Raw genomic sequence first — 24,878 nt, forward strand, 5'->3', positions numbered from 1 at the left:
CCGTTAGGATCTGAATCGCATGGAAAAGCTCCGGCAGTTGTTCTCCAACCCCGAACTTCGCAAGCGCCTCCTGTTCACGCTCATGATGCTGGTGATCTACCGGCTGGGCGTGCACGTGTCGGTGCCCGGCGTCAACGCCGAAGCCCTGGCCAAGAACCTGGGCAAGGCCGGGGATCTGTTGAACGTGGTCGATCTGTTCTCGGGCGGCGCCTTCAAGAAGTTCTCGGTGTTCGCCCTGGGCATCACCCCGTACATCACGGCCAGCATCGTCCTCCAGCTCATGGGCGCGGTGGTGCCGACCCTTGAAAACCTCCAGAAGAAGGAAGGGGAGGCCGGCCGCCAGAAGATCAACCAGTGGACCCGGTACCTCACCGTGGGCCTGGCCTTCATCCAGGGCTTCGGCATCGCCTCCCTGGCCCAGAGCCTCGGCCCCGACGTGGTCATCAACCCCGGCCTCGGGTTCAAGTTCCTGTGCGCGTTCACGTTGTCCACCGGAACCCTCTTCGTCATGTGGATCGGCGAGCAGATCACGGACCGGGGCGTCGGCAACGGCATCTCCCTCCTGATCTTCGCCGGCATCGTGGCCGGGCTGCCCAAGGCCCTGGAAACCATCGGCACCATGTTCCTGGCGTCCCTCAAGGGCGCCGGCAACGTGGCCCCGCCGGGCGTCTTCCTGCTCCTGCTGGCCTCCATGTCCGTGGTGCTCCTGGCCGTGGTCCTGGTGGAGAACGCCTACCGGAACATCCCCATCCACTACGCCCGGCGCGTGGATTCCTCCCGCATGGCCAGCCAGCGGAGCTCGTACCTGCCCCTCAAGGTGAACACCGCGGGCGTCATGCCGGTGATCTTCGCCAGCTCGGTGATCTTCTTCCCCGCGACCATCGCGCAGTTCACCCGGTGGGAGTGGCTGAGCAAGGCCTCCAGCTACATCAGCCCGCAGTCCCACTTCTGGACCTACACCCCCATCTTCGTGGGCGTGGTCATCTTCTTCGCCTTCTTCTACACCAGCATCGTCTTCAATCCGGATGAGACCGCCGACAACATGAAGCGGTCCGGGGGCTACATCCCCGGCATCCGGCCCGGAAAGGAGACCTCGGTCTACATGGACAGCATCCTGTCGAAGCTCACCTTCGCGGGCGCCGTGTACCTGGCCCTGGTTTCCATCGTTCCCCTCGTGATCACCAATTCCATGCCGGGTCTGAACTTCTACTTCGGCGGCACCTCCCTTCTCATCGTCGTCGGCGTGGCCATGGACACCGTGGCCCAGTTCGAAAGCTACCAGGTCATGCGCCGCTACGACGGCTTCCTGGAGAAGGGCCGCATCCGGGGTGGCCGGCTGGCACGCTCGGGAGCGAAGACGTCATGAAAATCCATATCCTTCTCGGGGCCCCTGGCAGCGGAAAGGGAACCCAGGCCAAGCGCCTGGTTCAAAAAAGGTCTTTGATACACCTGAGCACAGGTGATATTCTGAGAGATGCCGTCTCGAAAGGGACGGAGATTGGCCTTCGGGCCAAGGCCCTCATGGCCAGTGGCAAGCTTGTGGATGACGACACGGTTAACGGTCTTGTTTTCGCGCGGCTGCAGAACGAGAGCGGAGATGTGTTGTTTGATGGATATCCCCGGACCCTTCAACAGGCTGAATCCTTGGAGACTTTCCTCTCCTCCCAGGGAATCAGCCTCGGATTCGTGATCGACATCTTCGTCCCCGAGTCTGTCTTGGAAGCCCGCGTGGTGGATCGTATGGTGTGCAGCAACAACGATTGCGGCGCCATCTACCACCTCGTCACAAAGCGGCCCCACCAGGAAGGCGTCTGCGATGTGTGCCACAGTCCGCTGAAGCACCGCGCCGACGACTGTTCCGAAGCCTTCAGGAGCCGGATGGTCGAGTTCAACAAGACCTTCCAGCCTCTCCAGGCCCACTACAAGGGAAGGCCGAACTATCGCTCCGTCGACGGCAACCTCGCGCCGGACGCGATCCACGCCACCATCCTTGACCTTTTCCAGGAGCAAGCTTGAGCAAAGAAGAAGCCATTGAGCTCGAAGCCACAGTGGTGGAGTCCTTGCCCAATGCCGTGTTCCGGGTCGAGTTGGAAAACAAGCACCAGGTACTGGCCCACATCAGCGGCAAAATGCGGAAGAACTTCATCCGCATCCTCCCGGGCGACCGGGTCCTGGTGGAAGTCACGCCCTACGATCTCAGCCGTGGCCGGATCATCTACCGATTCAAGTAACCTCACACATTAATCCCTGGGGGAAACCCATGAAAGTCAGGCCCTCTATCAAGAAGCTGTGCGAGCACTGCAAGGTGGTCCGCCGCGAAGGCATCAACCGGATCATCTGCAAGAAGAATCCCAAGCACAAGCAGCGCCAAGGCTAAGGAGTCAACATGGCACGCATCGCAGGCATCGATCTGCCAATTGCCAAGCGCATCGAGATCGCGCTCACGTACATCTATGGCATCGGTCGCCCCAAGGCTCAGAGCATTCTGACCCGGGCCAAGGTGGACTTCAGCACCAAGGTGCGGGATCTCACCGAGGACGAGGTCGGGCGCATCCGTCGCGTCATCACGGCCGAAGAGACCGTGGAAGGCGATCTGCGCAAGAACATCGGACTGGACATCAAGCGCCTCATGGACATCGGTTGCTACCGGGGGCTCCGCCACCGGAAGGGGCTCCCCGTCCGTGGACAGCGCACTCACACCAACGCGCGCACCCGCAAGGGCAAGCGCAAGACCGTGGCCGGCAAGAAGAAGTAAAGGTTGAGGAACTGATATGGCAAAGACTCAGTCAAAGACCGCCGGCAAGAAGGTGGTCAAGAAAAAAGAAAAGAAGAACGTCCCCCACGGCGTGGCGCACATCCAGGCCTCGTTCAACAACACCATCATTTCCATCTCTGACCCCATGGGGAACATGCTCAGCTGGGCGTCCTCCGGCAACCAGAACTTCCGGGGCACCCGGAAGGGAACGCCCTTCGCCGCGCAGATCGCGGCGGGCGTCGCCGCCGAAGCCGCCAAGGAACAGGGCATCCGCAGTGTGGATGTCCGCGTGAAGGGACCCGGGGCTGGCCGCGAAAGCGCCATCCGCGCCCTGAACGCCGCCGGCATTTCCGTGACCAGCATCCGCGACGTCACCCCCATTCCCCACAATGGCTGCCGCCCCCCCAAGCGGCGCCGGGTTTAAGAGAGGAGGAGAACCATGGCTCGATATCAAGACGCCGTCTGCCGCCTCTGCCGTCGCGAGGGCATGAAGCTCTATCTCAAGGGTGAGCGCTGCTTCAAGGAGAAGTGCTCCTTCGAGACCCGCAAGGGCAAGATTCCCGGCCAGCACGGGGCCGCCAAGGCCAAGAAGCCCACCGGCTACGCCCTCCAGCTTCGCGAGAAGCAGAAGGTCAAGCGCATCTACGGCGTGCTGGAAAAGCAGTTCCGCCTCTATTTCGAACGTGCCGAATCCAAGAAGGGCGTGACGGGCCACAACCTGCTCTCCTTCCTGGAAAGCCGTCTCGACAACGTTGTCTTCCGGCTCGGGTTCGCCCCCAGCCGCGCCGCCGCTCGCCAGATGGTGATGCACGGCCACATCCTGGTCAATGGCAAGCGCTGCGATATTCCCAGCTACCAGACCAAGAGCGGCCAGAGCATCGAGATCTCGGTCAAGGCCCAGGCCAACGATTTCGTGAAGTCCTCCCTGGAAACCGCGGCTGGCCGCGGAATTCCCCAGTGGCTCACCCTCGACGCCGGCGCCTTCAAGGGCTCCGTCATCGCGGTTCCCAAGCGGGAAGATGTTCCTCTTGACATCAACGAGCAGCTGATCGTCGAACTCTACAGCAAGTAAGGGGACAGGAATGCTGAACATCAGCGATTTCCAGAGGCCGCGTTTCGCGGAGGTCAGTGCGAGCTCCAAGACGGGTTCGTACGGCGAGTTTGTCGCCTATCCCTTCGAACGCGGTTTCGCCACCACCTGCGGCCATTCCCTTCGCCGGGTGCTGCTCAGCAGCATCCAGGGCGCGGCCGTCACCAACGTACGGATCAAGGGCGTGCAGCACGAGTTCACGGCCATGCCCGGCGTGTGGGAGGACATCACCCACATCCTCCTGAACCTCAAGGAAATCCCTTTCAAGCTTCATTCCTCCCAGCCCCAGATCGTGACCATCAGCCACAAGGGCGAAGGCGTGGTGACCTCCGGGTCCATCCGCTGCAACCAGAACGTGGAAGTGATGAATCCCGACGTGCACATCGCCACCCTGGGCGAGGACGGGGAACTTGAGATGGAAATCCAGGTCTCCATGGGCCGGGGTTTCGTCACCGCCGACCGCAACCTGGACGAGAAGCTGGGCCTGGGGTTCATCCCCCTGGATTCCAACCACAGCCCCATCACCCGCGTGAACTACATCGTCGAGCCCGCCCGCGTGGGCCACAGCACGGACTACGAGAAGCTGACCCTCCAGGTGTGGACGAACGGCACGGTCGATCCCAAGGACGCCGTGAGCGATTCCGCCCTGATCCTCCGGGAGCACTTCCTCATCTTCGCCCGCCAGGACGAGGATGCCGTGGAAACCGAGCAGGGCGCCACGATCCTCACCACCGAGGGCGTGAACGGCATGCTGGGCAAGTCGGTCGAGGAACTGGAACTGTCCGTCAGGGCCAACAACTGCCTGCGCAACGCCAATATCACCACCATCGGTGAGCTGGTGCAGCGCACGGAAGCGGAACTGATGAAGACGAAGAACTTCGGCAAGAAGTCGCTCCAGGAGATCAAGGACGAGCTCGCTCGCATCGGCCTCTCCCTCGGCATGCGCATCGAACAAGAAGTCTAAGGAGCTTACCCATGCGTCACAATGTCACCGGCAAGCGCCTTGGCCGTACCACCAACCAGCGCAAAGCCCTCATGAAGGGTCTCGCCATCTCGATCATCGAGCATGAGCGCCTCCAGACCACCCTCGTGAAGGCCAAGGAACTCCGCAAGTTCGTGGAGCCCTTCATCACCCTGGGCCGCAAGGACACCGTCGCCAACCGTCGCCTCGCGATGGCCCGCCTGGGCAGCAAGAAGGCCGTGGAGAAGCTCTTCTCCGAGGAATTCTCCGCTCGCTTCGTCGGCCGTCCCGGCGGCTTCACCCGCATCCTCAAGACGGACCACCGCCTGGGCGATGCCGCGGACATGGCGATCATCGAGCTCGTGGATTACGTCCTGCCCGAGCCCAAGGAAGCCGAAGCCACCGCGGAATAAGCGAACGGCTGAAACGTCGAGAGCGCCCTTTCCGGGGCGCTCTTTGCGTTTTGGGGTCCGGACGGTTGGGCCCGTTCCGGCTGTCCCTGCCGGTGGCTGCTCGGTTGGTGGTGGCGGTCCCTGGGCATGGGGACGACCCACCGGGGTTCCGTCCGGAAGCGCCGACCCACCGGGAGCGCTCGCAGCAAGCATGCTGCGAGCGCTTTGCCGTATCCGGGCCAGGAATTGGGAAGGGGCTGGGTCCTGGGGATCGGTAGTCCTCAGCCCACACCCCCCCCACGTATCCGATCCTCAATCCGCAATGGATAACGGCAAGCGCGGGCAGCAGTCATGCTGCCTGCGCTACCGATGGGTCGGCGTGCCCGGGTGGAACCCCGGTGGGTCGCACCCACGCCCAGGAACCAACCCGCACCCCACCGCGGCCCCCGGCAGGGGAACTCGAGAGGGGGCGGGAAGCCGGGTTGGCCGGGGCTCTTACAGGAGGTTGGCCAGGAAACTGCCGGGTTCCACGTAGCCTTCCACCCGGTCGGGGCCGGTGCTGAGGTAGGCGATGGGGGTGTCCACGCTTTCGGTGAGGGCGTCCAGGTAGGCGCGGGCCTCAGCGGGGAGGCGGGCGGGGTCCTGGATGCCGCGGGTGGGGGTGGACCAGCCTTTGAAATACTTGATTTCGGGCTTGAGGTCGTTCCAGTCCTGGATGCAGGAAGGGATGCGGGTGCCCACGCGGCCTTCGCCGTCGCGGTAGCCGACCACCAGGCCCACCTGGTCGAAGCCGTCCAGCACGTCGAGCTTCATGAGGCCCAGGCCGTCCACGCCGTTCACGCGGCAGGCGTGGCCGGTGATGACGGCATCGAACCAGCCGCAGCGGCGGGGGCGACCGGTGGTGGTGCCGAATTCCCGGCCCAGGTCCCGGATGCGGTCCCCGGTGGCGTCCAGCAGCTCGCTGGGCATGGGGCCGGCGCCCACCCTGGTGGTGTAGGCCTTGGCGACGCCCAGGACGTGGGACAGGGCCTTGGGGGGAAGTCCGGTGCCGGTGAACAGGCCGCCGATGCTGCAGTTGGAACTGGTGACGTAGGGGTAGGTGCCGTGGTCGATGTCCAGGAGGGTGGCCTGGGCGCCCTCGAAGAGGATGGATTCGCCCCTGCGCCAGGCGCTCCACAGGTGGTCCTGGATATCCCCGATGAGGGGGAGGAGGGGCTGGGCGATGGCCAGGAGGTCCCGGGCGGTGTCCTCCACGGAGGCCAGGCCCGCGCCGGGGCCCAGGAGCTGGGCGACCTCGGCGTGGCCGTGGCTGATGCGCTCCCGGAGGGTGTCCGGGTGCAGGAGGTCGCCCATGCGAACCCCCATGCGGGCGGCCTTCATTTCGTAGGCGGGCCCGATGCCCCGCCCGGTGGTGCCGATCTTGTTGAGCCCGCCCTCGCGCCATTTGTCCAGGGCGATGTGGTGGGGCAGGATGATGTGGGCCTTGTCGGAAATGAGCAGGCGGCCAGACAGGTCGAACCCACGTTTGGCCAGCCGGTCCAGCTCCTGGAGGAAGACCTCCAAATTGAGCACCACGCCCGACCCCACCCCCAGGAAGCACCCCTCGTGCAGGGCCCCGCTGGGCACCTGGTGCAGGGCGATGCTCACCCCATCCACCACCACCGTGTGCCCCGCGTTGTTCCCCCCCTGGAACCGCACCACGTTGCGGAACCGTCCGCTCAGCAGGTCCACCAGTTTGCCCTTGCCCTCATCCCCCCACTGCAGCCCGAGGATGGCCAGATTCTCCGCAAGAACGCCCATTACCTTTACCCCCAACCTCCAGATTACCGCGCCCAGGCCGGGTCTCCTAGGGATGGAATCGTACGGGTCCCGGACGTTCGGCCCGGGTCGTCATCGCCGGACAAGCCGGCGATGACGGGGGTTCCGGGGGGGACGAGGGGGCTGGGCTCCGCCCATTTCCTCCGTTGAGCGGGGGGGTGTTCGGAGCAGCCGCGCTCCCCGGGAGGCCCCTTCGAAGAGGGTGGCCCCCAAGGCCTGAACGCCTCGTTTCGCGTGAAGCCCCACGGTCCGGGACAGGCGCCGACGCTGAATGCCGGGCCCTTCCCACCTTTCCCAGCCCTTTGCACAACTCAACGTCGGGGCCGTTCAACCTCCACCCAGGCTCACTCGCAGCGCCCCCCCCACCCCCTAGGCCGCACCGGAGGGCCCCAGCGCCGGCCCACCCTCGCCCCCCACCGAAGCCGGAACGCGCCAGCACCCCTCCCCCGTCCCGGATCCGTCCCAAATCCGTTGGCGCAGCTTGCCTGCGCCAACGACCCGGGTCGAAGGTCCGGAACCCGGACACCCCCTTCGCCACCACCCTTGGGTACAGGAACCAATTGGGGACACCGGGACCGGATGAGGCTAACCTTTAGTGTCCGGTCCTGTCTTCACTGGGGAGGCGGGGTTCAGAAAATTCCGGGGGGGCCGCATGTTCGAGAAGTTCACCGAAAAAGCACGCCGCGTCATGTTCTTCGCCCGCTACGAGGCCAGCCAGTTCGGCTCCGAGAGCATCCAGAGCGGGCATCTCCTGCTGGGGCTCCTGCGGGAGGCCGAGAAGACCTCCATCCAGCTTCTCGACCGCATGGGGGTGCAGACCAACCTGCTGCGGGAGCGTCTCATTTCCGCGCTGAGTCCGCGGGACAAGCGGCTCACGCCCAGTTCCACCAGCATCGACATCCCCATGGAGGAGGAGGTCAAGCGCATCCTCCAGCACGCCACCCAGGAAAGCGCCAAGCTCAACCACAAGCACGTGGGCGCCGAGCACCTGCTCCTGGGCATGCTGAAGGAGGAGCAGGGCCTCGCGGGCCGGCTCCTGAAGGAGGCCGGCGCCGATCTCATCGCCGCCAAGGAGATCCTCCTGGAAGCCACCAAGGAGGAGAAGATCGCCAAGAAGAAGAAGGAGCACCCGCTCCTGGCGGAGTTCGCGAGGAACCTCTCGGAACTGGCCGAGCGCGGCATCTTCGACAACCTCATCGGCCGCGAGACCGAGGTGGACCGCATCATCCAGATCCTGTCCCGCCGCCGCAAGAACAACCCCATCCTCCTGGGCGAGGCGGGGGTGGGCAAGACGGCCATCGTGGAGGGCCTGGCCCAGAAGATCCACGAAGGCCTGGTTCCCCCCAGCCTGCAGGAGAAGCGCATCTACGCGCTGGACCTGAGCCTGGTGGTGGCGGGCACCAAGTACCGCGGCCAGTTCGAGGAGCGCCTGAAGTCCATCATCGCCGAGGCGTCCAAGGACCCCAGCGTGGTGCTCTTCATCGACGAGATCCACAGCATCATCGGCACGGGCGCCGCCGAGGGCAGCCTGGACGCCGCCAATATCCTCAAGCCGGCCCTGTCCCGGGGCGAGATCCAGTGCATCGGCGCCACCACCCACAAGGAGTTCGCCAAGTACATCGACAAGGACCGCAGCCTCGTGCGGCGCTTCCAGCCGGTGAACGTGAACCCCCCGGACGAACCCGAGAGCCTGCGCATCCTGGAGGGCATCCGCAGCCGCTACGAGCTGTTCCACCGCGTGCGCTACACCCCGGCCACCCTGGCGGCCTCGGTGTACCTCTCCAACCGCTACATCACCGACCGCTCCCTGCCGGACAAGGCCATCGACCTCCTGGACGAGGCCGGGGCCCGGGTGAAGCTGCGGGGGGGCGTGACCGTGGGCGAGAGCCACAAGGCGGAGGAGGAGCTGCACCGGGTCATCACCGAGATGAACGAGGCGGTGCTGAACCGGGACTTCGAGAAGGCCGTGCTGCTCCGCCAGAAGGAAGTGCAGCTGCGCGAACAGATCACCGGGGCCGAAGGGGAGCTGTCGGAGGAGGACTACGAGAGCTTCGCCGAAGTGACCGAGCGTGACATCGAGGACGTGGTGGCCTCCTGGACGGGCATCCCCGTGCGCGCCCTGAAGAACGAGGAGAAGGCCAACCTCGCCCACATGGAAGACCACATCAACGAGCGCGTCATCGGCCAGGAGGAGGCCGTGAGCGCGGTGAGCCGGGCCGTGCGGCGGGCCCGCACGGGCCTCAAGAACCCCAACCGCCCCATGGGCTCCTTCCTGTTCCTGGGCCCCACGGGCGTGGGCAAGACCGAGCTGGCCAAGACCCTGGCCGGCTTCCTCTTCGGGGATCCGAAGAAGATGATCCGGTTCGACATGTCCGAATTCATGGAAAAGCACGAAGTTTCCAAGCTGCTCGGGGCCCCTCCGGGGTACGTGGGCTACGAGGAAGGGGGCATGCTCACGGACCGGATCCGGCGTAACCCCTATTGCGTCATACTTTTCGATGAAATGGAAAAGGCCCACCCGGACCTCATGAACGTCCTCCTGCAGATCTTCGACGACGGCCAGGCCACGGACGCCTTCGGGAACCAAGTGGACTTCAAGAACACAATTATCATCATGACCTCCAATGTGGGCAGCCGGGAACTCCTCCCGGACAAGAACCTTGGGTTCGGGATAAAGGATGAACGTCCGGATTCGAAAGCTGGCGAAGCGATCAAGGTGCTCAAGCGGACCTTCCCGCCCGAGTTCCTCAACCGCATCGACGAGATCGTGGTGTTCAACCGCCTGGGGGACATGGACCTGCGCAAGATCGTGCGCCTGCTCATCGCCGACCTCAACGTCACCCTCCAGAAGTACAGCCTGGTGGTCAGCCTCTCCGACGAGGCCTGCGACTTCCTGGTGCGCACCACGGTGCGGGACCGGGCCTACGGCGCCCGGCCCCTGCGCAGGGCCATCCAGAAGCTGGTGGAGGATCCCCTCGCCGAACTCATGGTCGCCCAGGAAACCGTGCCCGCGGGCATGGTCCACTTCGATCTGGGTGATGAAAAGCTCGTACCCCTGTTCACCGAAACGCCCGCCAGCGAACCCCAGCTCACCGAGGTCCAGGGATGATTGAAGAATCCGCCTCGTAGGCGGCCTGACCTTCCAGGGAGATCCACGGCCCCTTCGGGCTTGGGAATTCAATGCTCGACCTTATGTAATGGATCATGAATGAGATTGACTGCCGAACTCCAGCGCCTGACCCCTCGTCGCCCACGCCTTGGCCCGTGGGCTCGGGGCCTGTCGCCCCTGGTGCTGGCGGCCAGCCTCCAGGCCCTGCCGGCCCTGGCCCAGGATTCCGAGGTCATCACGAAGATCGAAGTCATCGGGGCCCAAAAGCAGACGGCGGAGACCATCATCTTCAAGACCGGGCTGAAGACCGGCGACGATCTGCGCAACGTGGACCTCACGGCGATCCTGGACAAGCTCTGGGCCACCAACGCCTTCGACGACATCAAGTTCCAGGCCGATGACGAGGGCAACGGCAAGAAGCTCATCATCCTCGTCAAGGAGCGGCCCCTCATCAAGGAAGTGGACTTCCGGGGCGGCACCGAAGTGGGCCTCAGCTCCCTGAAGGACAAGATCAAGGAGAAGAAGCTCACCATCAACCCCGACACGGTCTACGACCCGGAGGCCGCGCGCAAGGTGAAGGACCTCATCGTCGACCAGTGCGCCGAGAAGGGCTTCCGCAATCCCGTCATCGAGGTGAGCCTGGAGCCCATGGGGCCCACCACCTCCCGCCTTGTCTTCGAAATCAAGGAGGGCGGGAAGGTCCGGATCTACCGCATCGCCTTCCGGGGCAACAAGGCCATCGGCAGCAAGGCCCTGGCCAGCGTCATGGCCAAGACCCGCAAGCACTGGATGTTCAGCTGGCTCACGTCCCATGACCTCCTGGTGGAGAAGAACCTGGACGAGGACCTGATGGCCGTGAAGAAGGCCTACTGGCGCCTGGGCTACAAGGACGTCTTCGTGGGCAAGCCCACCATCGAGGTGCGGGACGTCACGGCCGAGAAGAACAAGAAGAAGAACGAGAAGCGCGCCAAGGAGGGCAAGTCCCCCAAGTACGACCTGCGCGCGGAGCTGGTGATCCCGATCCTGGAGGGCGAAGCCTACTCCGAAGGCACCTTCAAGCTGGAGGGCAACGACAACGTCATCAAGGGTGAGGCCGGCGAGAAGTTCTACCGCACCAAGATCGCCGAGGCCAAGCGGGACAACCATTCCTGGCTGGCCAAGCTGCTGAGCATCAAGCCCGACATCAAGGACCCCAAGCCGTCCGAGAAGCGGCCCTTCGATCTGGATTCCCTCAACCAGGGCATCGACAAGATCAAGGAGCAGTACAGCAACATGGGCTACATCATGTTCCGCGCCGAGAAGAAGATGGACGTGCGGGACGAGAACGGGGTCAAGAAGGTGGACGTGACCCTGAAGGTGGACGAGGGCGAGCTCTACACCGTGCGCCACCTGAATTTCGAGGGCAACAACGTCACCAAGGACAAGGTCCTGCGCCGGGCCATGATCCTCAAGGAAGGCGACCCCTTCCAGACCGAGCTGTTCAAGGACTCCTTCACGGGGCTGGGGCAGCTGGGCTTCTTCGACGTCAAGACCTCCGAGCCCAAGGTGGACATCGTCCCGGACAAGCCCCAGGTGGACATCACCATCAAGGGCGAGGAGGCCGGCGTCAACGAGGTGCTCTTCCAGGGCGGCTACGGCTCGGTGCTGGGCTTCTCCCTGGGCATGAGCTTCTCCACCCGGAACCTGGGGGGCGGCGGCGAGACGCTTTCGCTGAGCTACAACGGGGGCAAGTACCAGCGCATGGCCTCCATCTCCTTCACCGAGCCCTACATCTTCGACCTGCCGTACTCCCTCACCACCAGCATCTCGGACGGGACCACGGACTACGACGCCTCGCGGGTGGGCGCGGCCTACGCCTACAAGCAGCTCTCCCGGGCCCTGGGCGTGTCCATGGGCACGCGGCTTTCCACCTTCATCCCGGGCAAGACCTGGGCCTGGTTCACCACGTACCAGGTGGGCTACACCTTCCGCATCCTGAAGATCGAAGGGGGCCGGAACTACTACTACCGCGACACCTCCTCCCAGCTCACGTCCACGGTGAACAATTTCATCACCTACAGCACCGTGAACCATCCCTTCAAGCCCACCCACGGCACCAAGCTCTCCCTGGGCTTCGAGTACGGGGGCTGGCAGTTCGGTGGAGACCGGCCCTTCTACCGCACGACTCTCGAATTCGCCAAGTGGGCGAACATCGGCGAGCGGCACATCTTCGGATTCAATTCCAGCTACGGGTACGTTCGCAACCTGACCAACGACAGTCTGGCCATCTGGGAGCTGTACCGGCCCGGCGGCGAGAATTCCATCCGCGGCTACACCTACGGCCAGGTGGGCACGGCGGCCAAGGACAACACCAACGCCTCCGTGGTGGTGGGTGGCAACAAGCAGTTCATCGCCAACGCCGAGTACCAGTTCAAGATCGCCGATCAGTTCCGCATCGTGGCCTTCTACGACGCGGGCAACGCCTGGGCCCAGGGCGTCAAGATCTTCCACGAATCCCTGCGGCGCAGCGCCGGCCTGGAGTTCCGCTTCTTCCTTCCCATCAGTCCGGCCCCGCTGCGGCTGATCTGGGCCCGCAAGCTCAACCCCTACGAATTCGATACCGAGGGGAAGACGCAGTTCCAGTTCAGCATCGGCACCACCTTCTGATTCCTTCCCCAACACCGTCACCATGGAGCCACCCATGCGCATCCTGAACGCCCTGCTGCCCCTGGCGGCCGTCGTGAGCCTTTCCGCCCAGGACATCACCCCCAAGATCGCCGTCTTCGTGCCCGATCGGCTCATCGCCAACACCGTGCGGGGCCGCCAGCTCTTCGCCGAACTGGAAGTCGTGAAGAAGAACCTCGAGGAGAAGCTCAAGGCCAAGGGCGAGGAAGGGGCCCGCCTCCAGGCCCAGCTCCAGTCCCCCAGCCTCAGCGACGCCGGCAAGGAGCAGATCACCAAGCAGCTCCGCGACGCCGACTACGAGTTCAAGAAGCTCCAGGAGGACAGCCAGGCCGAGTTCCAGAAGACCCAGCAGAAGGTCTTCGGCCAGTTCCAGCAGGAAGTGGGCCCCATCGTGGACGCCGTGGCCAAGGAGCAGAAGATCCAGCTGGTGCTCCAGTACCAGCAGGGCCTCATCGCCTACGGCGAGGAATCCTGGATGCTGGCCTTCACCAACGAAGTGGCCAAGCGCTTCGACGCGAAGTCCCCCGCCGCCCCCGCCGCGGCCAAGCCCGCCCCCGCCGCGAAGCCCGCGGCCAAGCCCGCTACCCCGAAGAAATAGCTAGCTCTTTCCCGTCGATCCGTAACCTCCGCCGCCGCGCTGGGTCTCCCCCAGGGCGGCGGCGGTGCGTTCGGGGCGCCATTCCCAGGCGGGGACGGGGGCCAGGAGGAACTGGGCGATGCGCTCGCCCCGGGCCAGGGTGAAGGGGGCCGTGCCGTGGTTCACCAGCACCACGGCCACCTCGCCGCGGTAGTCGGCGTCGATGGTTCCGGGGGCGTTGAGGACGGTGACCCCATGCTTCAGGGCCAGGCCGGAACGGGGCCTCACCTGGCCCTCGTAGCCCTCGGGGATGGCCATCACCAGGCCGGTGGGCACCAGGCGGCGTTCGCCGGGGGCCAGGGTCCAGGCCTCCCCCTCGGGCAGGGCGGCCCGCAGGTCCAGGCCGGCGGCATGGGGCGTGGCCCGCTCGGGCAGGGGCAGGCCCTCGCCGTGGGGAAGGAAGCTGATGGGGACCTGGATCATGGGCGCTCCGACCTGCCATCCTAACCCGCCGGGCCCCCTTCTGCGTTACCTTTCAAGAGTGCGGAGGTCACCATGAGGATCGGGATCGCGTTGGCGACGTTGACGGTTTGTGCCGGCCTGGCGGCGGCGGACGGCCCCGGCTCCGGCAACCGCACCGAAGTGCGCAGCGAGCGGCTGGCCTTCGGTTCCAAGCTCTGGGTGAAGAACCGCAACGGCGCCATCCGGGTGGTGGGCTGGGACAAGGAGGAGGTGGCCCTCAGCGCCCAGATCCGGGACAGCCCCAAGCGCAAGATCGATCTGGTGGTCCAGCACGTCGGCGCGGATCTGGATATCGAAGCCCAGTTCCAGCAGCCCATGGTCATGTTCAGCTTCGGCTTCTCCCCCAGCCCGCGGTGCGAAATGACCCTCAGCGTGCCGCGCCGGCTCCTGGGCCACTTCCGCACCACCAACGGCCCGGTGACCGTGTCCACCCTGGAGGGCTATGCCCGGTGCGAAACCACCAACGGCGACGTGGTGATCCGGGACCTCAAGGGCGAGGCCCTGGCCGAGACCACCAACGGCGCCCTGGAGGCCTACAACCTCAAGGCCCGCATCAAGGGCGGCACCACCAACGGCCGGATCCGCCTGGAGGACGTGGAGGGGGGCATCCAGGTGGAGACCACCAACGGCGGCATCGTCGCCCGCAACCTGGACGGCTGGGGGGAGGGGATCCGCCTGGAGAGCACCAACGGCGGCATCGACGTGGTCCTGGGCCGGGCCACGGGGAATATCCGCGCCGAGAACTCCAACGGATCCATCGATATCAAAGTGCCCGGCGCCACGGTGGTGGAATCGGCCAAGCACTCGGCCCACGTGAAGGTTCCCGGGCGGGACCAGAAGATCACCCTGGAAACCACCAACGGCAGCATCACGGTCCGCTGATAACCTGGAGGCATGTTCGACCCGCGACCGTTCCTCCTGGCCTTCCTGGGCGCGGCCTGCGCCGCCCAGATCATCCAGCCCCCCGAGGTGGTGGACCGTACCCTGTCCAACGGCCTGAGGGTGCTGATGGTGGAAAGGCCGGGCGTCGGGGCGGTGCGGGCCGAGGTCTTCCTGCAGGGGGGCCGGGCGGCGTCCGGTGATCTGGCCCCCGCGGCCGCCGATCTCCTGGCCCGCAGCCTCTTCCGCCGCCAGGCTTCCGCCCAGGTGGAGAAGGACCTGGACCTGGCCCTGCGCCAGGAGGGCACCGCCTTCGAGACCCTCCGCCTGGAGCGCCTGCGCCAGGCCCGGCGCCCGGACCGGGCTCCCTCGGCGGAACTGCCGGCCCTCCAGGCCATGCACCGGGCGGCCCTGGGGACCATCCAGGACCGCCTCCGCCCCTCCGACGCCTGGGACGAAGTGGACGCCCTGGGGGGCACCCACCGCACCTGGGCGGTGACCGCCGACTACATCACCCACGGCCTGGATCTGCCCGCCGGCCAGGTGGAGGCCTGGTGCCGCCTGGAGGCGGCCCTCCTGGCCCACCCGGTCCTGGGGCGTTTCCCCCTGGAGCGGGAGCGGCTCCTCCTGGACGTGGACAACGGCAAGCCGCCGTGCCCCTCCTCCCTTTCCGTGCTGCTTTCCATGGCCCTGGCGGGGCGCCCCTACGCCCAGGCCTCGGAGTTCCACCGTTCCGACGTGGAGGCCATCACCCTGGCCGATCTGAGGGCCCTGGGCCGCCGCCTCCTGGTGCCCGGGCGCATGACCCTGGTCCTGGTGGGGGACGTCCACGCGGAGGCCCTCCTGCCCGCCCTGGAGCGCGCCTTCGGGGCCCTGGGGCGGGGCGAGCCGGTGCCGGGACCCGCGCCCTTCAAGGACGACGATCCCATGAACGCCCTGGAATCCCCCGCGGGGCGCAAGCTCATGGTGAGCACCACCGGGGAGACCCGCATCATCGTGGGGTGGCGGATCCCCGCGATCAATCATCCCGACGGTCCCGCCCTGCGCGCCCTGGCCCAGGTGATGGCCGGCAGCCCTAGCGCCCGCCTCAACCAGGCCCTGCTCACCACCAAGGGGCTCGCCAGCTCCCTCACCCTCAACGCCGGGGTTCCCGGGGAGCGGGACCTGAACCTCCTGGTGCTGGAGGCCGAGCCCGCCCCGGGCCATTCCCTGGCGGAACTGGAGCAGGCCATCACGGGCGAAGTGATGCGGCTCCAGCGGGAGCCGCTGCCGGAGGCCGAGGTGCGCCGGGCCCAGCTCCAGCTGGAAGTGCGCCAGATCCAGGTGCAGGAGGACGCGGCGGCCCTGGCCGCGGTCCTGGGCAGGTCCCAGTGCCAGGGGGGAGACTGGCGCCTGGCCTTCCGGTCCCTGTCCGCCGCCCGGGACCTCCGGCCCTCGGACATCCAGGCCGCGGCCCGCACCTACCTGGATCCCTCCCGCATGACCCTGGCCCAGTTCGGGCCGGATCCGCTCCTGCTGCCCCTGGACGAGACCGAAAGCCGTCTGCTCCGGGTGCTCAACGCCCTGGTGCAGCGGCGCCTGAGCGACCCCGTGGAGGCCCAGGGCGTGCTGCGGGAGGCCCTCCGGCAGCTGCGCATGCTGAGCCCCGGGGAACGCCTGCAGACCCTCAAGCTCCTGGAAGCCCAGGTGGCGCCGTGAGGGCCGCCCTCTTCCTCACCTGCGCGGCCCTCGCGGCCGCACCAGGCCCCCAGACCTTCTCCCTGCCTTCCGGCCTGAAGTGCGTGCTGCTGGAGAACCACGACCAGCCCCTCCTGCGGGTGGAACTGGCCACCCGGTGGCAGGGGGAGCCGAAGCCCGGCATGGCGGTGTTCCTGGGCCAGCTCATGGGCTCCGGGGGGGTGGGGGCCTTCACCCGGGCCGAGTTCAACCGGGCCCTGGACGACCAGGGCATCACCTTCGGGTTCCAGGCCCGGCCCGGCCTCTTCCGCTGGACCCTGGCCACGGACAGCCGCAGCCAGGAGCCCGCCATGGAGCTGTTGGCGGACGCGGTGTTCCGGCCGGTTTTCGATCCCCAGGCCGTGGCGGCCCTGCGCCAGGCCGATGGCCAGCGCCTCACGGCCGGCACGGCGGCGGACCGCGGGCGGGCCCGCTTCCTGGGAGCCCTGGGGGACCCCCCGGGGGAGGCGCCCGCGCCGCGGGGCGCCCTGGAGGGCCTGGAGTTCGCCGACCTCCAGGGCTTCCGCCAGCGGGTGCTGCGTCCGGAGCATTCGATGCTGGTCCTCCACGGGGACCTGAGCCTTTCGCAGGCCAAGGAACTGGTCTTCCTGCATTTCGGGCTTTGGGGCCCGGCCTCCGCCCCGCCGGCCGGGGCGGCGGTGCCCCCCCCGGCGGAACCCCGGCTCCTGGAGGTGCTGGAGGGGGGCGAGGCGGAGCTGTGGGCCGGACGGACCAGCGATGGGTGCGACCCGGCGGTGCGGGAGCTGCTGGCGGACCTGCTGGAGCAGCTGCCCCGGGTCCTGTCCCCGGGCCTGGTGCGGGAATTCAGCCTCGGTCCCGGCCAGCCGCTCCTCGTCAAGGTCAAGGCGGGCGCCGCCGGGAAGGACGGCCTGGTGGCGGCCTTCCTGGAGACCCTGGGCACCCTGAGGACCCGGGGCTTCACCGGGCGGGACCTGGAGCGGGCCCGCACCCGCTGGAACGCCCGCATCGGGGCCCTGCCCCTGCATCCCCAGGACCTGGTGCGGCGCCTGGAGGAAGGGGTCCTGGACCCGGCCTTCCGCAGGCGGGTGGAGGCCGTGAGCCTGGCGGACGTCAACGCCGCCCTGGCCGCCCTGCTGGCCCCGGCGGACCTGCGGTTCCTCCTGCTGGGCGGGGACGCCGCCCTGGTTCAGAAGGCCGAGGACGCGGGCCTGGGGCCCGCGGTGGCCATCAACTGACCCCGAAGCGGGAGGCCAGGTCCAGGTACCGTTCCTGGATGCCCTGGATCACGTGGGGGGGCAGGTGGGGTGCCGGCGGCTGCTTGTTCCAGTGGGGGAGGGTCTCCAGGTAGTCCCGCAGGAACTGCTTGTCCAGGCTCGGGGGGTTGGCGCCGGGCTTCCAGGCGTCCGCCAGCCAGTAGCGGCTGGAATCGGGCGTGAGCACCTCGTCGATGAGCATCAGGCTGCCGTCCTCCAGGAGCCCGAACTCGAACTTGGTGTCGGCCAGGAGGATGCCCCGTTCCAGGGCCAGTTCGCAGCCCCGGCGGTAGAGTGCCAGGCTGGCGTCCCGCACCCGCAGGGCCAGGTCCTGGCCGATGAGGCCGGCCATGGTGGCGAAGTCGATGTTCTCGTCGTGGCCCTCCTCGGCCTTGGTGGAGGGGGTGAAGATGGGCTCGGGCAGGCGATCGGCGTTCCGCAGGCCCGGGGGCAGGGGGATGCCGCAGACGGTGCCGGCGCGGCCGTACTCCTTGAGGCCGGAACCGGCCAGGTAGCCGCGCACCACGCACTCCACGGGCAGGGGGGCCGTCTTGCGCACGAGGATGGAGCGGCCCTCCAGCAGGGCGGCGTAGGGCCGCAGGACCTCGGGGTAGGCCTCCACCCGGGTGGCTTCCAGGTGATTGGGCAGGAGGCCCCGGGTGGCGTCGAACCAGAAATTGGCCACCTGGGTGAGGATCCGCCCCTTGCCCGGGATGCCTTCGGGCATGATGCAGTCGAAGGCGGAGATGCGGTCCGTGGCCACGATGAGCAGGCTGCGACCCAGGTCGTAGACGTCCCGCACTTTGCCCCGCCGGAAGGCGGGGAGGGGCAGGTCGGTGGTGAGAAGTGCGTCCATGGGGTCCTCGCTCAGGGGGTGGGGGGCAGTTCGGGGATGTGCCGGGGGGTGGGGGCCAGCCAATGCAGGGCCATGGGCAGGAGCTGGTAGCGGTTCTGGATGTTCACCCACCGGGACAGCTCGGTCTCTCGTACGGTCGCTCCGGGACCGGTGACGGGCAGGCCCCGGTCGGTGCAGAAGGTCTTCACCTCGGCCCCGGTGACCCCCAGGAGGGTGGGCAGCACGTCGAAGGGGTAGGTGTTCTCGTGGGGGGGGGCGGCCAGGATCCGGTAGTCGAAGGTCTCCCGCAGCACCGAAAGGGTGGCCTCCCGGTTCAGCTCCAGGGCCGCGTCCAGGTGGGGGAAGGGGTCCTGGCCGCCCAGGCTCCGGGCCTGGGCGGCGCCCAGGTGGGCCAGGGGGTGGACGGGGTTGGCCTTGAGGAGCTTGGCGAAGGCTTCGCCCGCCTCCAGGGCCCTGCCCAGATTGATGAGGCATTCACCGCGGTGCAGGAGGGCCTCGGGGTTGCGGGGGTCCTGGTTCAGGATGCGGTCCGTGACCTCCAGGAGCTCCTCCACCATGCCGGCCTTGCGCAGGAGGGCCGAGAGGTTGTCCAGGGCCGTGCGGTGGCTGGGGGTGAGCAGGAGGAGCCGCTCCAGGAGCTCGATGGCGTGCGCATCGTCGGGCTCCTGTTCCGCGCGCTGGGCCCAGTCCCACAGGACCTCGGCCTGGCGCGCCACGGGGTGGCCCAGGGTGCCCCGGCGCTCGTCGGAGGGATGCAGGAGCTGGGTGCACACCCAGGTGTAGCGCGCCGGATCCCGGCCCCCGGCGGAGCCCAGCTCGTCCTCGATGGCGCGGATGATGGTCTTCAGTCCGCGGTCCCACAGGGTGGGCACGGGCATCTGCACATGGGTCTGGAGCTCCCGCCGCAGGGGCTGGAGGGGATCCCCGGTGCGGCCCAGGTGGAGCTTGAGGCGCAGGAGGCGCAAATCGCCGGGGGGGTCCGACTCCACCCGCACCCGCAGGGCAAGTTCCCCCGTGTCGGGGTCGAATCCGTCGAGGAGGAGGTACTGGAGGTGCGCCCGCATAGGAAGAGATTAGCAAAGGTAGTTGACCTCGAGTCCTTTACCCATGAAGATTGGGATGTTCCAGATCCGCAGGGAGCTCCCATGAAAATCTCGTCGGCCGTCGGTTGCGCCCTCCTCGCCCTGGCACCCGCGACGGTGCATGCGGGGGGTCTCGAAGTGGGGCTGTTGGTGGACAAGCAGGTGGGCAAGGCCCAGACGCTCGCGGCGCCTTCCAACGGGCTGAAGGCCGGCAACTACGATTCGGTGGGCCCCACCGGGGTGGGTTTCCGGGCGGCCTACACCTTCCTGGATCTGAAGATCGCCGGGGTGGGCGCGGTCCTCACCTACCATCCCAAGGCGGAGGGGGACCTGAAGCTGGGTTCGAACAACCTGGGCAAGTTCGGTTCCGAATATTCCTCCGTGGGCCTGCAGGCGGACTGGAAGTTCATCATCAACCTCAACGCGGGCATCGACTACCGCTTCGAGAAGCTGACCACCTCCGGGCCCGGGCTGCCTTCGGAGACCACGAACCAGGGCCGCCCCTGGGTGCGCGCGGGCGTGGGGTTCTCCGCTCCGCTGCCGGTGGTGAGCCCCTTCGTGCGGCTTGAGGTGGCGGCGCCCCTCAGCACGTCCTCCAAGGGCGACAGCAACGAGGAATTCCGGAAGGCCATGTCGCCTTCCTTCCAGGTGGCCCTCTACGGGGGCATCCGCTTCTAGGGACCCCATGGAACTGCGCGTTCTAGGTTGTTCGGGAGGCGAAGCCGAAGGCAGTCGCCTGACCGGCCTCCTGGTGAACGGCACCGTGGCCATCGACGCCGGGAGCCTCACCCAGGCCCTCACCCTGGCCGAGCAGGTGAAGGTCCGTCAGATCTTCATCAGCCACTCGCACCTGGACCACATCTGCACCCTGCCCTTCTTCACCAAGAACATCTTCGGGCACACCCAGGTTCCCGTGGAGATCCACGCCCTGCCCGAGACCCTGGACGCCCTGCGCCGCCACCTCTTCAACGACGAGCTGTGGCCGGACTTCTCGGTGATCCCCAGCCCCGACAACCCCATCATCCGGTTTTCCGAGATCGAGCCCGGCCGCACCTACGAGGTGGAGGGCCTGCGCGTCACGCCCATCCCCGTGAACCACCTGGTGCCCTGCGTGGGCTACCGGGTGGAGGACGACCACTCCGCCTTCATCTTCAGCTCGGACACCGCCGCCACGGACCGGGTCTACGAGGAGGCCAACGCCACCGCGAACCTGCGCCTCTTCATCACCGAGGCCAGCTTCCCCAACGCCCAGGCCTGGCTCGCGGACGCCGCCAAGCACCTGACGCCGGAAAAGCTGGGGGAGGAACTGAGGAAACTGAAGGTCGACGTCCCCGTGGGCATCTACCACCTGACCCCGGGGGACCGCGAGGTGATGCTTCCGGAACTGTCGGCGCTGGGGGACCCGCGGTTGACGCTGCTGGAACAGGACGCGCGCTTCGAGTGGTAGCGGGGGCCGGAGTCCGGAGCTTCCGGCCCGTTCCCTTCGTACCCGCCGGTGGCCGCAGGCCGCATGGACCGGGTTCCCGTGGGCGGGTGCGACCCACAGCGGTTCCGTCCTCAGGCGCCGACCCATCGGTACCGCCGGGTCCAGTCCTCGCTGCGCTGCGGGCTGGATCCGGCGGTTAGCCGTAGCTCGGGGTAGACGGGGCCGAGGAGGCAGCCGGGTTCGATAAGGTTTCAGCCTTGGTTCCTCCTTGCCATTGCCGGGGTTGAGTGCCATGTTTAGCACGAAAGGCGGTACCAAATGCTTCCTCGACTGGTCCCCGTAAGTGATATGAAGAGACAACCCGGCAAGATTCTCAACGAGTTACGTCAAGGCAGAGAACTCATGGTGATCACGGAACATGGCAAAGCCGCGGGTGTCCTAATGGACGTCGCCAGCTACGAAGCCTTGGCGCGGCGAGCCAAGATCCTTGATGCCCTGAGCGCGGGCGAGAGAGAGGTCGCCGAAGGCAAGGTGCACTCCTGGGAAGACGTGAAGGCGGAGCTTGCTACGTGGCAACGCTGAAAATCCTCTTCACGGATCGTGCATTAAGGGAAATGCGTGAAATCCTGGGATTCATTGCCCAGGACAATCCGGGCGCCGCGTCAGATCTTGCCGAGCAGATTATGAAATCCCTCGACAACAAGGCCAGATTCCCGAAGTCGGGTCGTAGAATTCCAGAAGCACCGGACCACCCAGCTAGGGAACTTATTCTGCCGCCATGCAGAATTTTCTATTCCATGAATGAAAAAGCGCTCCACGTCCTCGGATTAATAAGGTCTGAACAGCAATTCCTTTTGTCCAGGTTAGGCCATTAGAGCGATTGGCTGACCCAACGTTCGACCCCGGACCCCGCAGTCGTTCGTTCTCCCCACGGCGACCCGTGCATTCGGCAGGTGCCGATGGAACAGGCCGGAGGTTCCCATAACCGAAAATGGGCCGGGAGGATTCCCGGCCCATGGTGCTGTTCGCGGCCTTTCAGTGGCCGATGGGTCTTCCCGCGGCCTGGAGGCGGACCAGGCTGGCGTTGAGCTTGGCCTGGGCGCGGTCCAGGTCCTCTTCGGTTTCGGCGTCCTTGATGAGCTTGAGGGCGCGGACCCGGGCGGCCTCGGCGCGGTCGGCGTCGATCATCTCGACGGTCTCGCTCACGCGGGCCAGGACGGTGACGTGCTCGGGGCCCACTTCCGCGAAGCCGCCGAAGACCGTGAGCCAGTGCTTCTGGTCGTTCTCGGTGTAGTAGACGAGGCCGTCGCCGATGGCCGTGACCAGGGGGGTGTGTCCGGGCAGGACGCCGTAGTAGCCGGCTTCGGCGGTGGGGAACTGCAGCTCCGACACGTGGGCGGAGAACACCCGGCGCTCGGGGGTCAGCACTTCGAGGAGGATGGAATCGGTCATGGCAGCCTCAGGCCTGGGCCAGTTTTTCCGCCTTCGCCGCGGCCTCTTCGATGGTGCCCACCATGTAGAAGGCCTGCTCGGGCAGGTGGTCCCACTTGCCGTCGCAGATCTCCTCGAAGCCGCGGATGGTCTCCTCCAGCTTCACGTACTTGCCGGGCATGCCGGAGAAGGTCTCGGCCACGTGGAAGGGCTGGCTGAGGAAGCGCTGGAGCTTGCGGGCGCGGGCCACGGCGAGCTTGTCGTCGTCGGAGAGCTCGTCCATGCCCAGGATGGCGATGATGTCCTGGAGCTCCTTGTACTTCTGCAGGATGGCCTTCACGCGCATGGCGGTGCCGTAGTGCCGCTCGCCCAGCACGCGGGGATCCATGAGGCGGCTGGTGGAGGCCAGGGGATCCACGGCGGGGTAGATGCCCAGGGCGCTCAGTTCGCGGGAGAGGTTGGTGGTGGCGTCCAGGTGCGCGAAGGTGGTGGCGGGCGCGGGATCGGTGTAGTCGTCGGCGGGCACGTACACGGCCTGCACCGAGGTGATGGAGCCCTTCTTGGTGGAGGTGATGCGCTCCTGCAGTTCGCCCATCTCGGTGGCGAGGGTGGGCTGGTAGCCCACGGCGGAGGGCATGCGGCCCAGGAGGGCGGAAACCTCGGCGCCGGCCTGGGTGAAGCGGAAGATGTTGTCGATGAAGAGCAGCACGTCCTTGCCCTCGGCGTCGCGGAAGTGCTCGGCGACGGTGAGGCCGGTGAGGGCCACCCGGGCGCGGGCGCCGGGGGGTTCCGTCATCTGGCCGTAGATGAGGGCCACCTTGCTTTCGGCGATGTTCTCCTTGTTGATGACGCCGGAGTCCATCATCTCCACCCACAGGTCGTTGCCTTCGCGGGTGCGCTCGCCGACGCCGGCGAAGACCGACAGGCCGCCGTGGCCCTTGGCCAGATTGTTGATGAGCTCCATGATCAGCACGGTCTTGCCCACGCCGGCGCCGCCGAACAGGCCGGTCTTGCCGCCCTTGGCGTAGGGCTCCAGGAGATCGATGACCTTGATGCCGGTCTCGAACATCTCGGCGGTGGTGTTCAGTTCGTCGAGCTTGGGGGCCTCGCGGTGCATGGGCAGGGTGCCCTTGTTGCCCAGGGGGCCGCGCTCGTCCACGGGCTTGCCCACGACGTTGATGATGCGGCCCAGGGTCTCGGGACCCACGGGCACCTGGATCGCCGCGCCGGTGTCCACCACCTTCTGGCCGCGGACCATGCCCTCGGTGGGCTCCATGGCCACGCAGCGGACCCGGTTCTCGCCCAGGTGCTGCTGGACCTCCAGGGTCACGGTGCTGGTGTTGCCGCTGGCATCGGTGACGTCGGTGAGGATGGCGTTGAGGATCTCGGGGAGGTGGTTCTCCTCGAATTCCACGTCCACGGCGGGGCCGATGATGGCGATGACGCGGCCTTGCTTCAATTGACTCATGTCGGACCTCAGGGCTAGGGGGGAGGGATCAGGCGTTGGCGCCGGACACGATCTCGATGATCTGGTTGGTGATGGAAGCCTGCCTCAGCTTGTTCATGTTGAGGGTGAGGCGGGCGATCATGTCCTCGGCGTTGGTGCTGGCCTTGTCCATGGCGGCCATGCGCGCGCCGTGCTCGCTGGCGGAACTCTCCAGCAGGGCGTGCAGGAAGGTGGTCTCGATGAAGCGGGGCAGCAGCGCGTCCAGCACCGCGGCGGGGGTGGGCTCCAGCAGGGCCGGAACGACCCCCTCGGAATGGGGCCCGATCTCCATGGGGAAGACCCGCAGGGTGGTGGGCACCTGCGCCAGGGCGGAGGCGAAGTAGTTGTGGATGACGTAGAGGGCGTCGATCTCCCCGGCCTCGTACTGCCGGGCGGCCTCCTCCGCGATCTCCTGGGCCAGGGCGGGGAGCCCGGCCAGGGCCACGCCGTGGTGGTCGGAGCCCTTGAGGCCCTGCTTGCGGGCCCAGTCCGAGGCGCGTTTGCCCACCAGGTCCAGGTGGACGATCTTCGAGGGGGTGGAGGCGGCGAAGGCCGAGGCCTGCTTGAGCACGTTGGCGTTGAAGCCGCCGCAGAGGCCCTTGTCGCTGGCGATGACCACCAGGCGGATGTTGGCCTCCTCGCGGGGGGCCAGGAAGGCCTGGGCGATGGGGCTGCCCACGGAGGCGCCCAGCTCTTCCGAGCGGGTCACCACGTTGCGCACCACCTCGAGCATCTTGGAGGCGTAGGGGCGCAGGGCCATGAGGCCTTCCTGGGATTTCCGCAGCTTGACGGCGGAAATCATCTTCATGGCCTTGGTGACCTGCTGGGTGTTCTTCACCGACCGGATGCGGCGGCGAATGTCCTGGAGGCCGGCCATGG

Annotated in this window: 26 protein-coding genes; 19 read left to right on the top strand and 7 right to left on the bottom strand. The window is 66.8% G+C overall.

What is annotated here, in order from left to right; genetic code table 11:
* Window positions 1–19 precede the first annotated feature (19 nt).
* Genes secY through rplQ form a run of 9 tightly spaced genes read left to right on the top strand, consistent with a single transcriptional unit; the run spans window position 20 to window position 5,219 of the window.
* Window positions 20–1,366 carry a preprotein translocase subunit SecY gene (gene secY, locus R2J76_RS01525; protein WP_316414011.1) on the top strand — a complete coding sequence of 449 codons (1,347 nt, stop codon included), beginning with the start codon at window positions 20–22 and terminating at the stop codon, window positions 1,364–1,366.
* Complete coding sequence (locus R2J76_RS01530) at window positions 1,363–2,016, top strand: adenylate kinase family protein (RefSeq protein ID WP_316414012.1); 654 nt, start codon at window positions 1,363–1,365, stop codon at window positions 2,014–2,016. Before secY ends, R2J76_RS01530 begins: the two co-directional genes overlap by 4 nt.
* The gene (gene infA / locus R2J76_RS01535; RefSeq protein ID WP_005038062.1) at window positions 2,013–2,231 is read left to right on the top strand and encodes a translation initiation factor IF-1; all 219 of its coding nucleotides are present in this window, start codon (window positions 2,013–2,015) and stop codon (window positions 2,229–2,231) included. The genes R2J76_RS01530 and infA overlap by 4 nt, the downstream gene beginning before the upstream one ends.
* 29 nt (window positions 2,232–2,260) lie before the next feature.
* On the top strand, window positions 2,261–2,377 hold the full coding sequence (gene rpmJ / locus R2J76_RS01540) for a 50S ribosomal protein L36 (protein WP_243288424.1): 117 nt from the start codon (window positions 2,261–2,263) through the stop codon (window positions 2,375–2,377).
* A 9-nt stretch (window positions 2,378–2,386) separates the two neighbouring features.
* A complete protein-coding gene (gene rpsM / locus R2J76_RS01545) occupies window positions 2,387–2,755 on the top strand; it encodes a 30S ribosomal protein S13 (RefSeq protein ID WP_316414013.1) in 369 nt (122 codons plus the stop codon).
* A 16-nt stretch (window positions 2,756–2,771) separates the two neighbouring features.
* A complete protein-coding gene (gene rpsK / locus R2J76_RS01550; RefSeq protein WP_243330331.1) occupies window positions 2,772–3,179 on the top strand; it encodes a 30S ribosomal protein S11 in 408 nt (135 codons plus the stop codon).
* Between the two features lie 15 nt (window positions 3,180–3,194).
* Window positions 3,195–3,827, top strand: coding sequence for a 30S ribosomal protein S4 (rpsD, locus tag R2J76_RS01555; protein ID WP_316414014.1), 633 nt, complete (start codon window positions 3,195–3,197; stop codon window positions 3,825–3,827).
* Window positions 3,828–3,837: 10 nt separating this feature from the next.
* Complete coding sequence (locus R2J76_RS01560; protein ID WP_316414015.1) at window positions 3,838–4,809, top strand: DNA-directed RNA polymerase subunit alpha; 972 nt, start codon at window positions 3,838–3,840, stop codon at window positions 4,807–4,809.
* A gap of 11 nt (window positions 4,810–4,820) precedes the next feature.
* Complete coding sequence (gene rplQ / locus R2J76_RS01565; RefSeq protein WP_306597966.1) at window positions 4,821–5,219, top strand: 50S ribosomal protein L17; 399 nt, start codon at window positions 4,821–4,823, stop codon at window positions 5,217–5,219.
* A gap of 474 nt (window positions 5,220–5,693) precedes the next feature.
* Here the strand turns inward: rplQ and R2J76_RS01570 are convergent, their stop codons facing one another.
* Window positions 5,694–6,998: an adenylosuccinate synthase gene (locus tag R2J76_RS01570; protein WP_316414016.1), complete on the bottom strand. Its 1,305-nt coding sequence runs from the start codon at window positions 6,996–6,998 to the stop codon at window positions 5,694–5,696.
* A 670-nt stretch (window positions 6,999–7,668) separates the two neighbouring features.
* Between R2J76_RS01570 and R2J76_RS01575 the strand changes: the two genes are divergently transcribed.
* The 3 genes from R2J76_RS01575 (at window position 7,669) to R2J76_RS01585 (ending at window position 13,387) form a co-directional block, all read left to right on the top strand.
* A complete protein-coding gene (locus tag R2J76_RS01575) occupies window positions 7,669–10,125 on the top strand; it encodes an ATP-dependent Clp protease ATP-binding subunit (protein WP_316414017.1) in 2,457 nt (818 codons plus the stop codon).
* Window positions 10,126–10,224: 99 nt separating this feature from the next.
* Window positions 10,225–12,771 carry an outer membrane protein assembly factor BamA gene (bamA, locus tag R2J76_RS01580; protein WP_316414018.1) on the top strand — a complete coding sequence of 849 codons (2,547 nt, stop codon included), beginning with the start codon at window positions 10,225–10,227 and terminating at the stop codon, window positions 12,769–12,771.
* A gap of 34 nt (window positions 12,772–12,805) precedes the next feature.
* Window positions 12,806–13,387 carry an OmpH family outer membrane protein gene (locus R2J76_RS01585; RefSeq protein WP_316414019.1) on the top strand — a complete coding sequence of 194 codons (582 nt, stop codon included), beginning with the start codon at window positions 12,806–12,808 and terminating at the stop codon, window positions 13,385–13,387.
* Here the strand turns inward: R2J76_RS01585 and dut are convergent, their stop codons facing one another.
* Window positions 13,388–13,849 (bottom strand): dUTP diphosphatase, encoded by a 462-nt coding sequence (dut, locus tag R2J76_RS01590; RefSeq protein ID WP_316414020.1) that lies wholly within the window; start codon window positions 13,847–13,849, stop codon window positions 13,388–13,390.
* A 72-nt stretch (window positions 13,850–13,921) separates the two neighbouring features.
* Between dut and R2J76_RS01595 the strand changes: the two genes are divergently transcribed.
* Genes R2J76_RS01595 through R2J76_RS01605 form a run of 3 tightly spaced genes read left to right on the top strand, consistent with a single transcriptional unit; the run spans window position 13,922 to window position 17,700 of the window.
* The gene (locus tag R2J76_RS01595) at window positions 13,922–14,770 is read left to right on the top strand and encodes a DUF4097 family beta strand repeat-containing protein (protein WP_316414021.1); all 849 of its coding nucleotides are present in this window, start codon (window positions 13,922–13,924) and stop codon (window positions 14,768–14,770) included.
* A gap of 12 nt (window positions 14,771–14,782) precedes the next feature.
* Complete coding sequence (locus tag R2J76_RS01600; protein ID WP_316414022.1) at window positions 14,783–16,465, top strand: M16 family metallopeptidase; 1,683 nt, start codon at window positions 14,783–14,785, stop codon at window positions 16,463–16,465.
* Window positions 16,462–17,700: a peptidase M16 family protein gene (locus R2J76_RS01605; RefSeq protein WP_316414023.1), complete on the top strand. Its 1,239-nt coding sequence runs from the start codon at window positions 16,462–16,464 to the stop codon at window positions 17,698–17,700. The genes R2J76_RS01600 and R2J76_RS01605 overlap by 4 nt, the downstream gene beginning before the upstream one ends.
* On the opposite strand, the gene R2J76_RS01610 is transcribed toward R2J76_RS01605, so the two are convergent.
* Both R2J76_RS01610 and R2J76_RS01615 read right to left on the bottom strand, forming a co-directional pair.
* On the bottom strand, window positions 17,693–18,574 hold the full coding sequence (locus R2J76_RS01610) for a phosphoribosylaminoimidazolesuccinocarboxamide synthase (RefSeq protein ID WP_316414024.1): 882 nt from the start codon (window positions 18,572–18,574) through the stop codon (window positions 17,693–17,695). The two genes, R2J76_RS01605 and R2J76_RS01610, sit on opposite strands and share 8 nt — an antisense overlap.
* A gap of 11 nt (window positions 18,575–18,585) precedes the next feature.
* Window positions 18,586–19,638 (bottom strand): tetratricopeptide repeat protein, encoded by a 1,053-nt coding sequence (locus R2J76_RS01615; protein WP_316414025.1) that lies wholly within the window; start codon window positions 19,636–19,638, stop codon window positions 18,586–18,588.
* 81 nt (window positions 19,639–19,719) lie between these two features.
* Here R2J76_RS01615 and R2J76_RS01620 point away from each other — a divergent pair, with 81 nt between their 5' ends.
* From R2J76_RS01620 to R2J76_RS01635, 4 genes are all read left to right on the top strand, one after another.
* Entirely contained in the window at window positions 19,720–20,334 is a 615-nt protein-coding gene (locus tag R2J76_RS01620; protein ID WP_316414026.1) for a hypothetical protein, read from the top strand.
* Window positions 20,335–20,341: 7 nt separating this feature from the next.
* Window positions 20,342–21,103, top strand: coding sequence for an MBL fold metallo-hydrolase (locus tag R2J76_RS01625; protein ID WP_316414027.1), 762 nt, complete (start codon window positions 20,342–20,344; stop codon window positions 21,101–21,103).
* 297 nt (window positions 21,104–21,400) lie between these two features.
* Window positions 21,401–21,664 (top strand): type II toxin-antitoxin system Phd/YefM family antitoxin, encoded by a 264-nt coding sequence (locus R2J76_RS01630; protein ID WP_316414028.1) that lies wholly within the window; start codon window positions 21,401–21,403, stop codon window positions 21,662–21,664.
* Entirely contained in the window at window positions 21,652–21,957 is a 306-nt protein-coding gene (locus R2J76_RS01635) for a type II toxin-antitoxin system RelE/ParE family toxin (protein WP_316414029.1), read from the top strand. Before R2J76_RS01630 ends, R2J76_RS01635 begins: the two co-directional genes overlap by 13 nt.
* 160 nt (window positions 21,958–22,117) lie before the next feature.
* Here R2J76_RS01635 and atpC read toward each other — a convergent pair whose 3' ends face one another.
* From atpC to atpG, 3 genes are read right to left on the bottom strand one after another with little or no spacing between them, the layout of a single operon-like run.
* Entirely contained in the window at window positions 22,118–22,534 is a 417-nt protein-coding gene (gene atpC, locus R2J76_RS01640; protein WP_316414030.1) for an ATP synthase F1 subunit epsilon, read from the bottom strand.
* Window positions 22,535–22,541: 7 nt separating this feature from the next.
* Window positions 22,542–23,981 (bottom strand): F0F1 ATP synthase subunit beta, encoded by a 1,440-nt coding sequence (gene atpD / locus R2J76_RS01645; RefSeq protein ID WP_316414031.1) that lies wholly within the window; start codon window positions 23,979–23,981, stop codon window positions 22,542–22,544.
* Window positions 23,982–24,009: 28 nt separating this feature from the next.
* On the bottom strand, window positions 24,010–24,876 hold the full coding sequence (gene atpG, locus R2J76_RS01650) for an ATP synthase F1 subunit gamma (protein ID WP_316414032.1): 867 nt from the start codon (window positions 24,874–24,876) through the stop codon (window positions 24,010–24,012).
* Window positions 24,877–24,878 lie beyond the last annotated feature (2 nt).

The organism is Mesoterricola silvestris (assembly GCF_030295405.1).
Lineage (GTDB): Bacteria > Acidobacteriota > Holophagae > Holophagales > Holophagaceae > Mesoterricola > Mesoterricola silvestris.

What these genes read in the sequence shown, in the direction of transcription:
- secY (WP_316414011.1), top strand. Translation starts at nt 20, where the DNA reads ATGGAAAAGCTCCGGCAGTTGTTCTCCAACCCCGAACTTCGCAAGCGC.
- R2J76_RS01530 (WP_316414012.1), top strand. Translation starts at nt 1,363, where the DNA reads ATGAAAATCCATATCCTTCTCGGGGCCCCTGGCAGCGGAAAGGGAACC.
- rpmJ (WP_243288424.1), top strand. Translation starts at nt 2,261, where the DNA reads ATGAAAGTCAGGCCCTCTATCAAGAAGCTGTGCGAGCACTGCAAGGTG.
- rpsM (WP_316414013.1), top strand. Translation starts at nt 2,387, where the DNA reads ATGGCACGCATCGCAGGCATCGATCTGCCAATTGCCAAGCGCATCGAG.
- rpsK (WP_243330331.1), top strand. Translation starts at nt 2,772, where the DNA reads ATGGCAAAGACTCAGTCAAAGACCGCCGGCAAGAAGGTGGTCAAGAAA.
- rpsD (WP_316414014.1), top strand. Translation starts at nt 3,195, where the DNA reads ATGGCTCGATATCAAGACGCCGTCTGCCGCCTCTGCCGTCGCGAGGGC.
- R2J76_RS01560 (WP_316414015.1), top strand. Translation starts at nt 3,838, where the DNA reads ATGCTGAACATCAGCGATTTCCAGAGGCCGCGTTTCGCGGAGGTCAGT.
- rplQ (WP_306597966.1), top strand. Translation starts at nt 4,821, where the DNA reads ATGCGTCACAATGTCACCGGCAAGCGCCTTGGCCGTACCACCAACCAG.
- R2J76_RS01570 (WP_316414016.1), bottom strand. Translation starts at nt 6,998, where the DNA reads ATGGGCGTTCTTGCGGAGAATCTGGCCATCCTCGGGCTGCAGTGGGGG.
- R2J76_RS01575 (WP_316414017.1), top strand. Translation starts at nt 7,669, where the DNA reads ATGTTCGAGAAGTTCACCGAAAAAGCACGCCGCGTCATGTTCTTCGCC.
- bamA (WP_316414018.1), top strand. Translation starts at nt 10,225, where the DNA reads ATGAGATTGACTGCCGAACTCCAGCGCCTGACCCCTCGTCGCCCACGC.
- R2J76_RS01585 (WP_316414019.1), top strand. Translation starts at nt 12,806, where the DNA reads ATGCGCATCCTGAACGCCCTGCTGCCCCTGGCGGCCGTCGTGAGCCTT.
- dut (WP_316414020.1), bottom strand. Translation starts at nt 13,849, where the DNA reads ATGATCCAGGTCCCCATCAGCTTCCTTCCCCACGGCGAGGGCCTGCCC.
- R2J76_RS01595 (WP_316414021.1), top strand. Translation starts at nt 13,922, where the DNA reads ATGAGGATCGGGATCGCGTTGGCGACGTTGACGGTTTGTGCCGGCCTG.
- R2J76_RS01600 (WP_316414022.1), top strand. Translation starts at nt 14,783, where the DNA reads ATGTTCGACCCGCGACCGTTCCTCCTGGCCTTCCTGGGCGCGGCCTGC.
- R2J76_RS01610 (WP_316414024.1), bottom strand. Translation starts at nt 18,574, where the DNA reads ATGGACGCACTTCTCACCACCGACCTGCCCCTCCCCGCCTTCCGGCGG.
- R2J76_RS01615 (WP_316414025.1), bottom strand. Translation starts at nt 19,638, where the DNA reads ATGCGGGCGCACCTCCAGTACCTCCTCCTCGACGGATTCGACCCCGAC.
- R2J76_RS01620 (WP_316414026.1), top strand. Translation starts at nt 19,720, where the DNA reads ATGAAAATCTCGTCGGCCGTCGGTTGCGCCCTCCTCGCCCTGGCACCC.
- R2J76_RS01625 (WP_316414027.1), top strand. Translation starts at nt 20,342, where the DNA reads ATGGAACTGCGCGTTCTAGGTTGTTCGGGAGGCGAAGCCGAAGGCAGT.
- R2J76_RS01630 (WP_316414028.1), top strand. Translation starts at nt 21,401, where the DNA reads ATGCTTCCTCGACTGGTCCCCGTAAGTGATATGAAGAGACAACCCGGC.
- atpC (WP_316414030.1), bottom strand. Translation starts at nt 22,534, where the DNA reads ATGACCGATTCCATCCTCCTCGAAGTGCTGACCCCCGAGCGCCGGGTG.
- atpD (WP_316414031.1), bottom strand. Translation starts at nt 23,981, where the DNA reads ATGAGTCAATTGAAGCAAGGCCGCGTCATCGCCATCATCGGCCCCGCC.
- atpG (WP_316414032.1), bottom strand. Translation starts at nt 24,876, where the DNA reads ATGGCCGGCCTCCAGGACATTCGCCGCCGCATCCGGTCGGTGAAGAAC.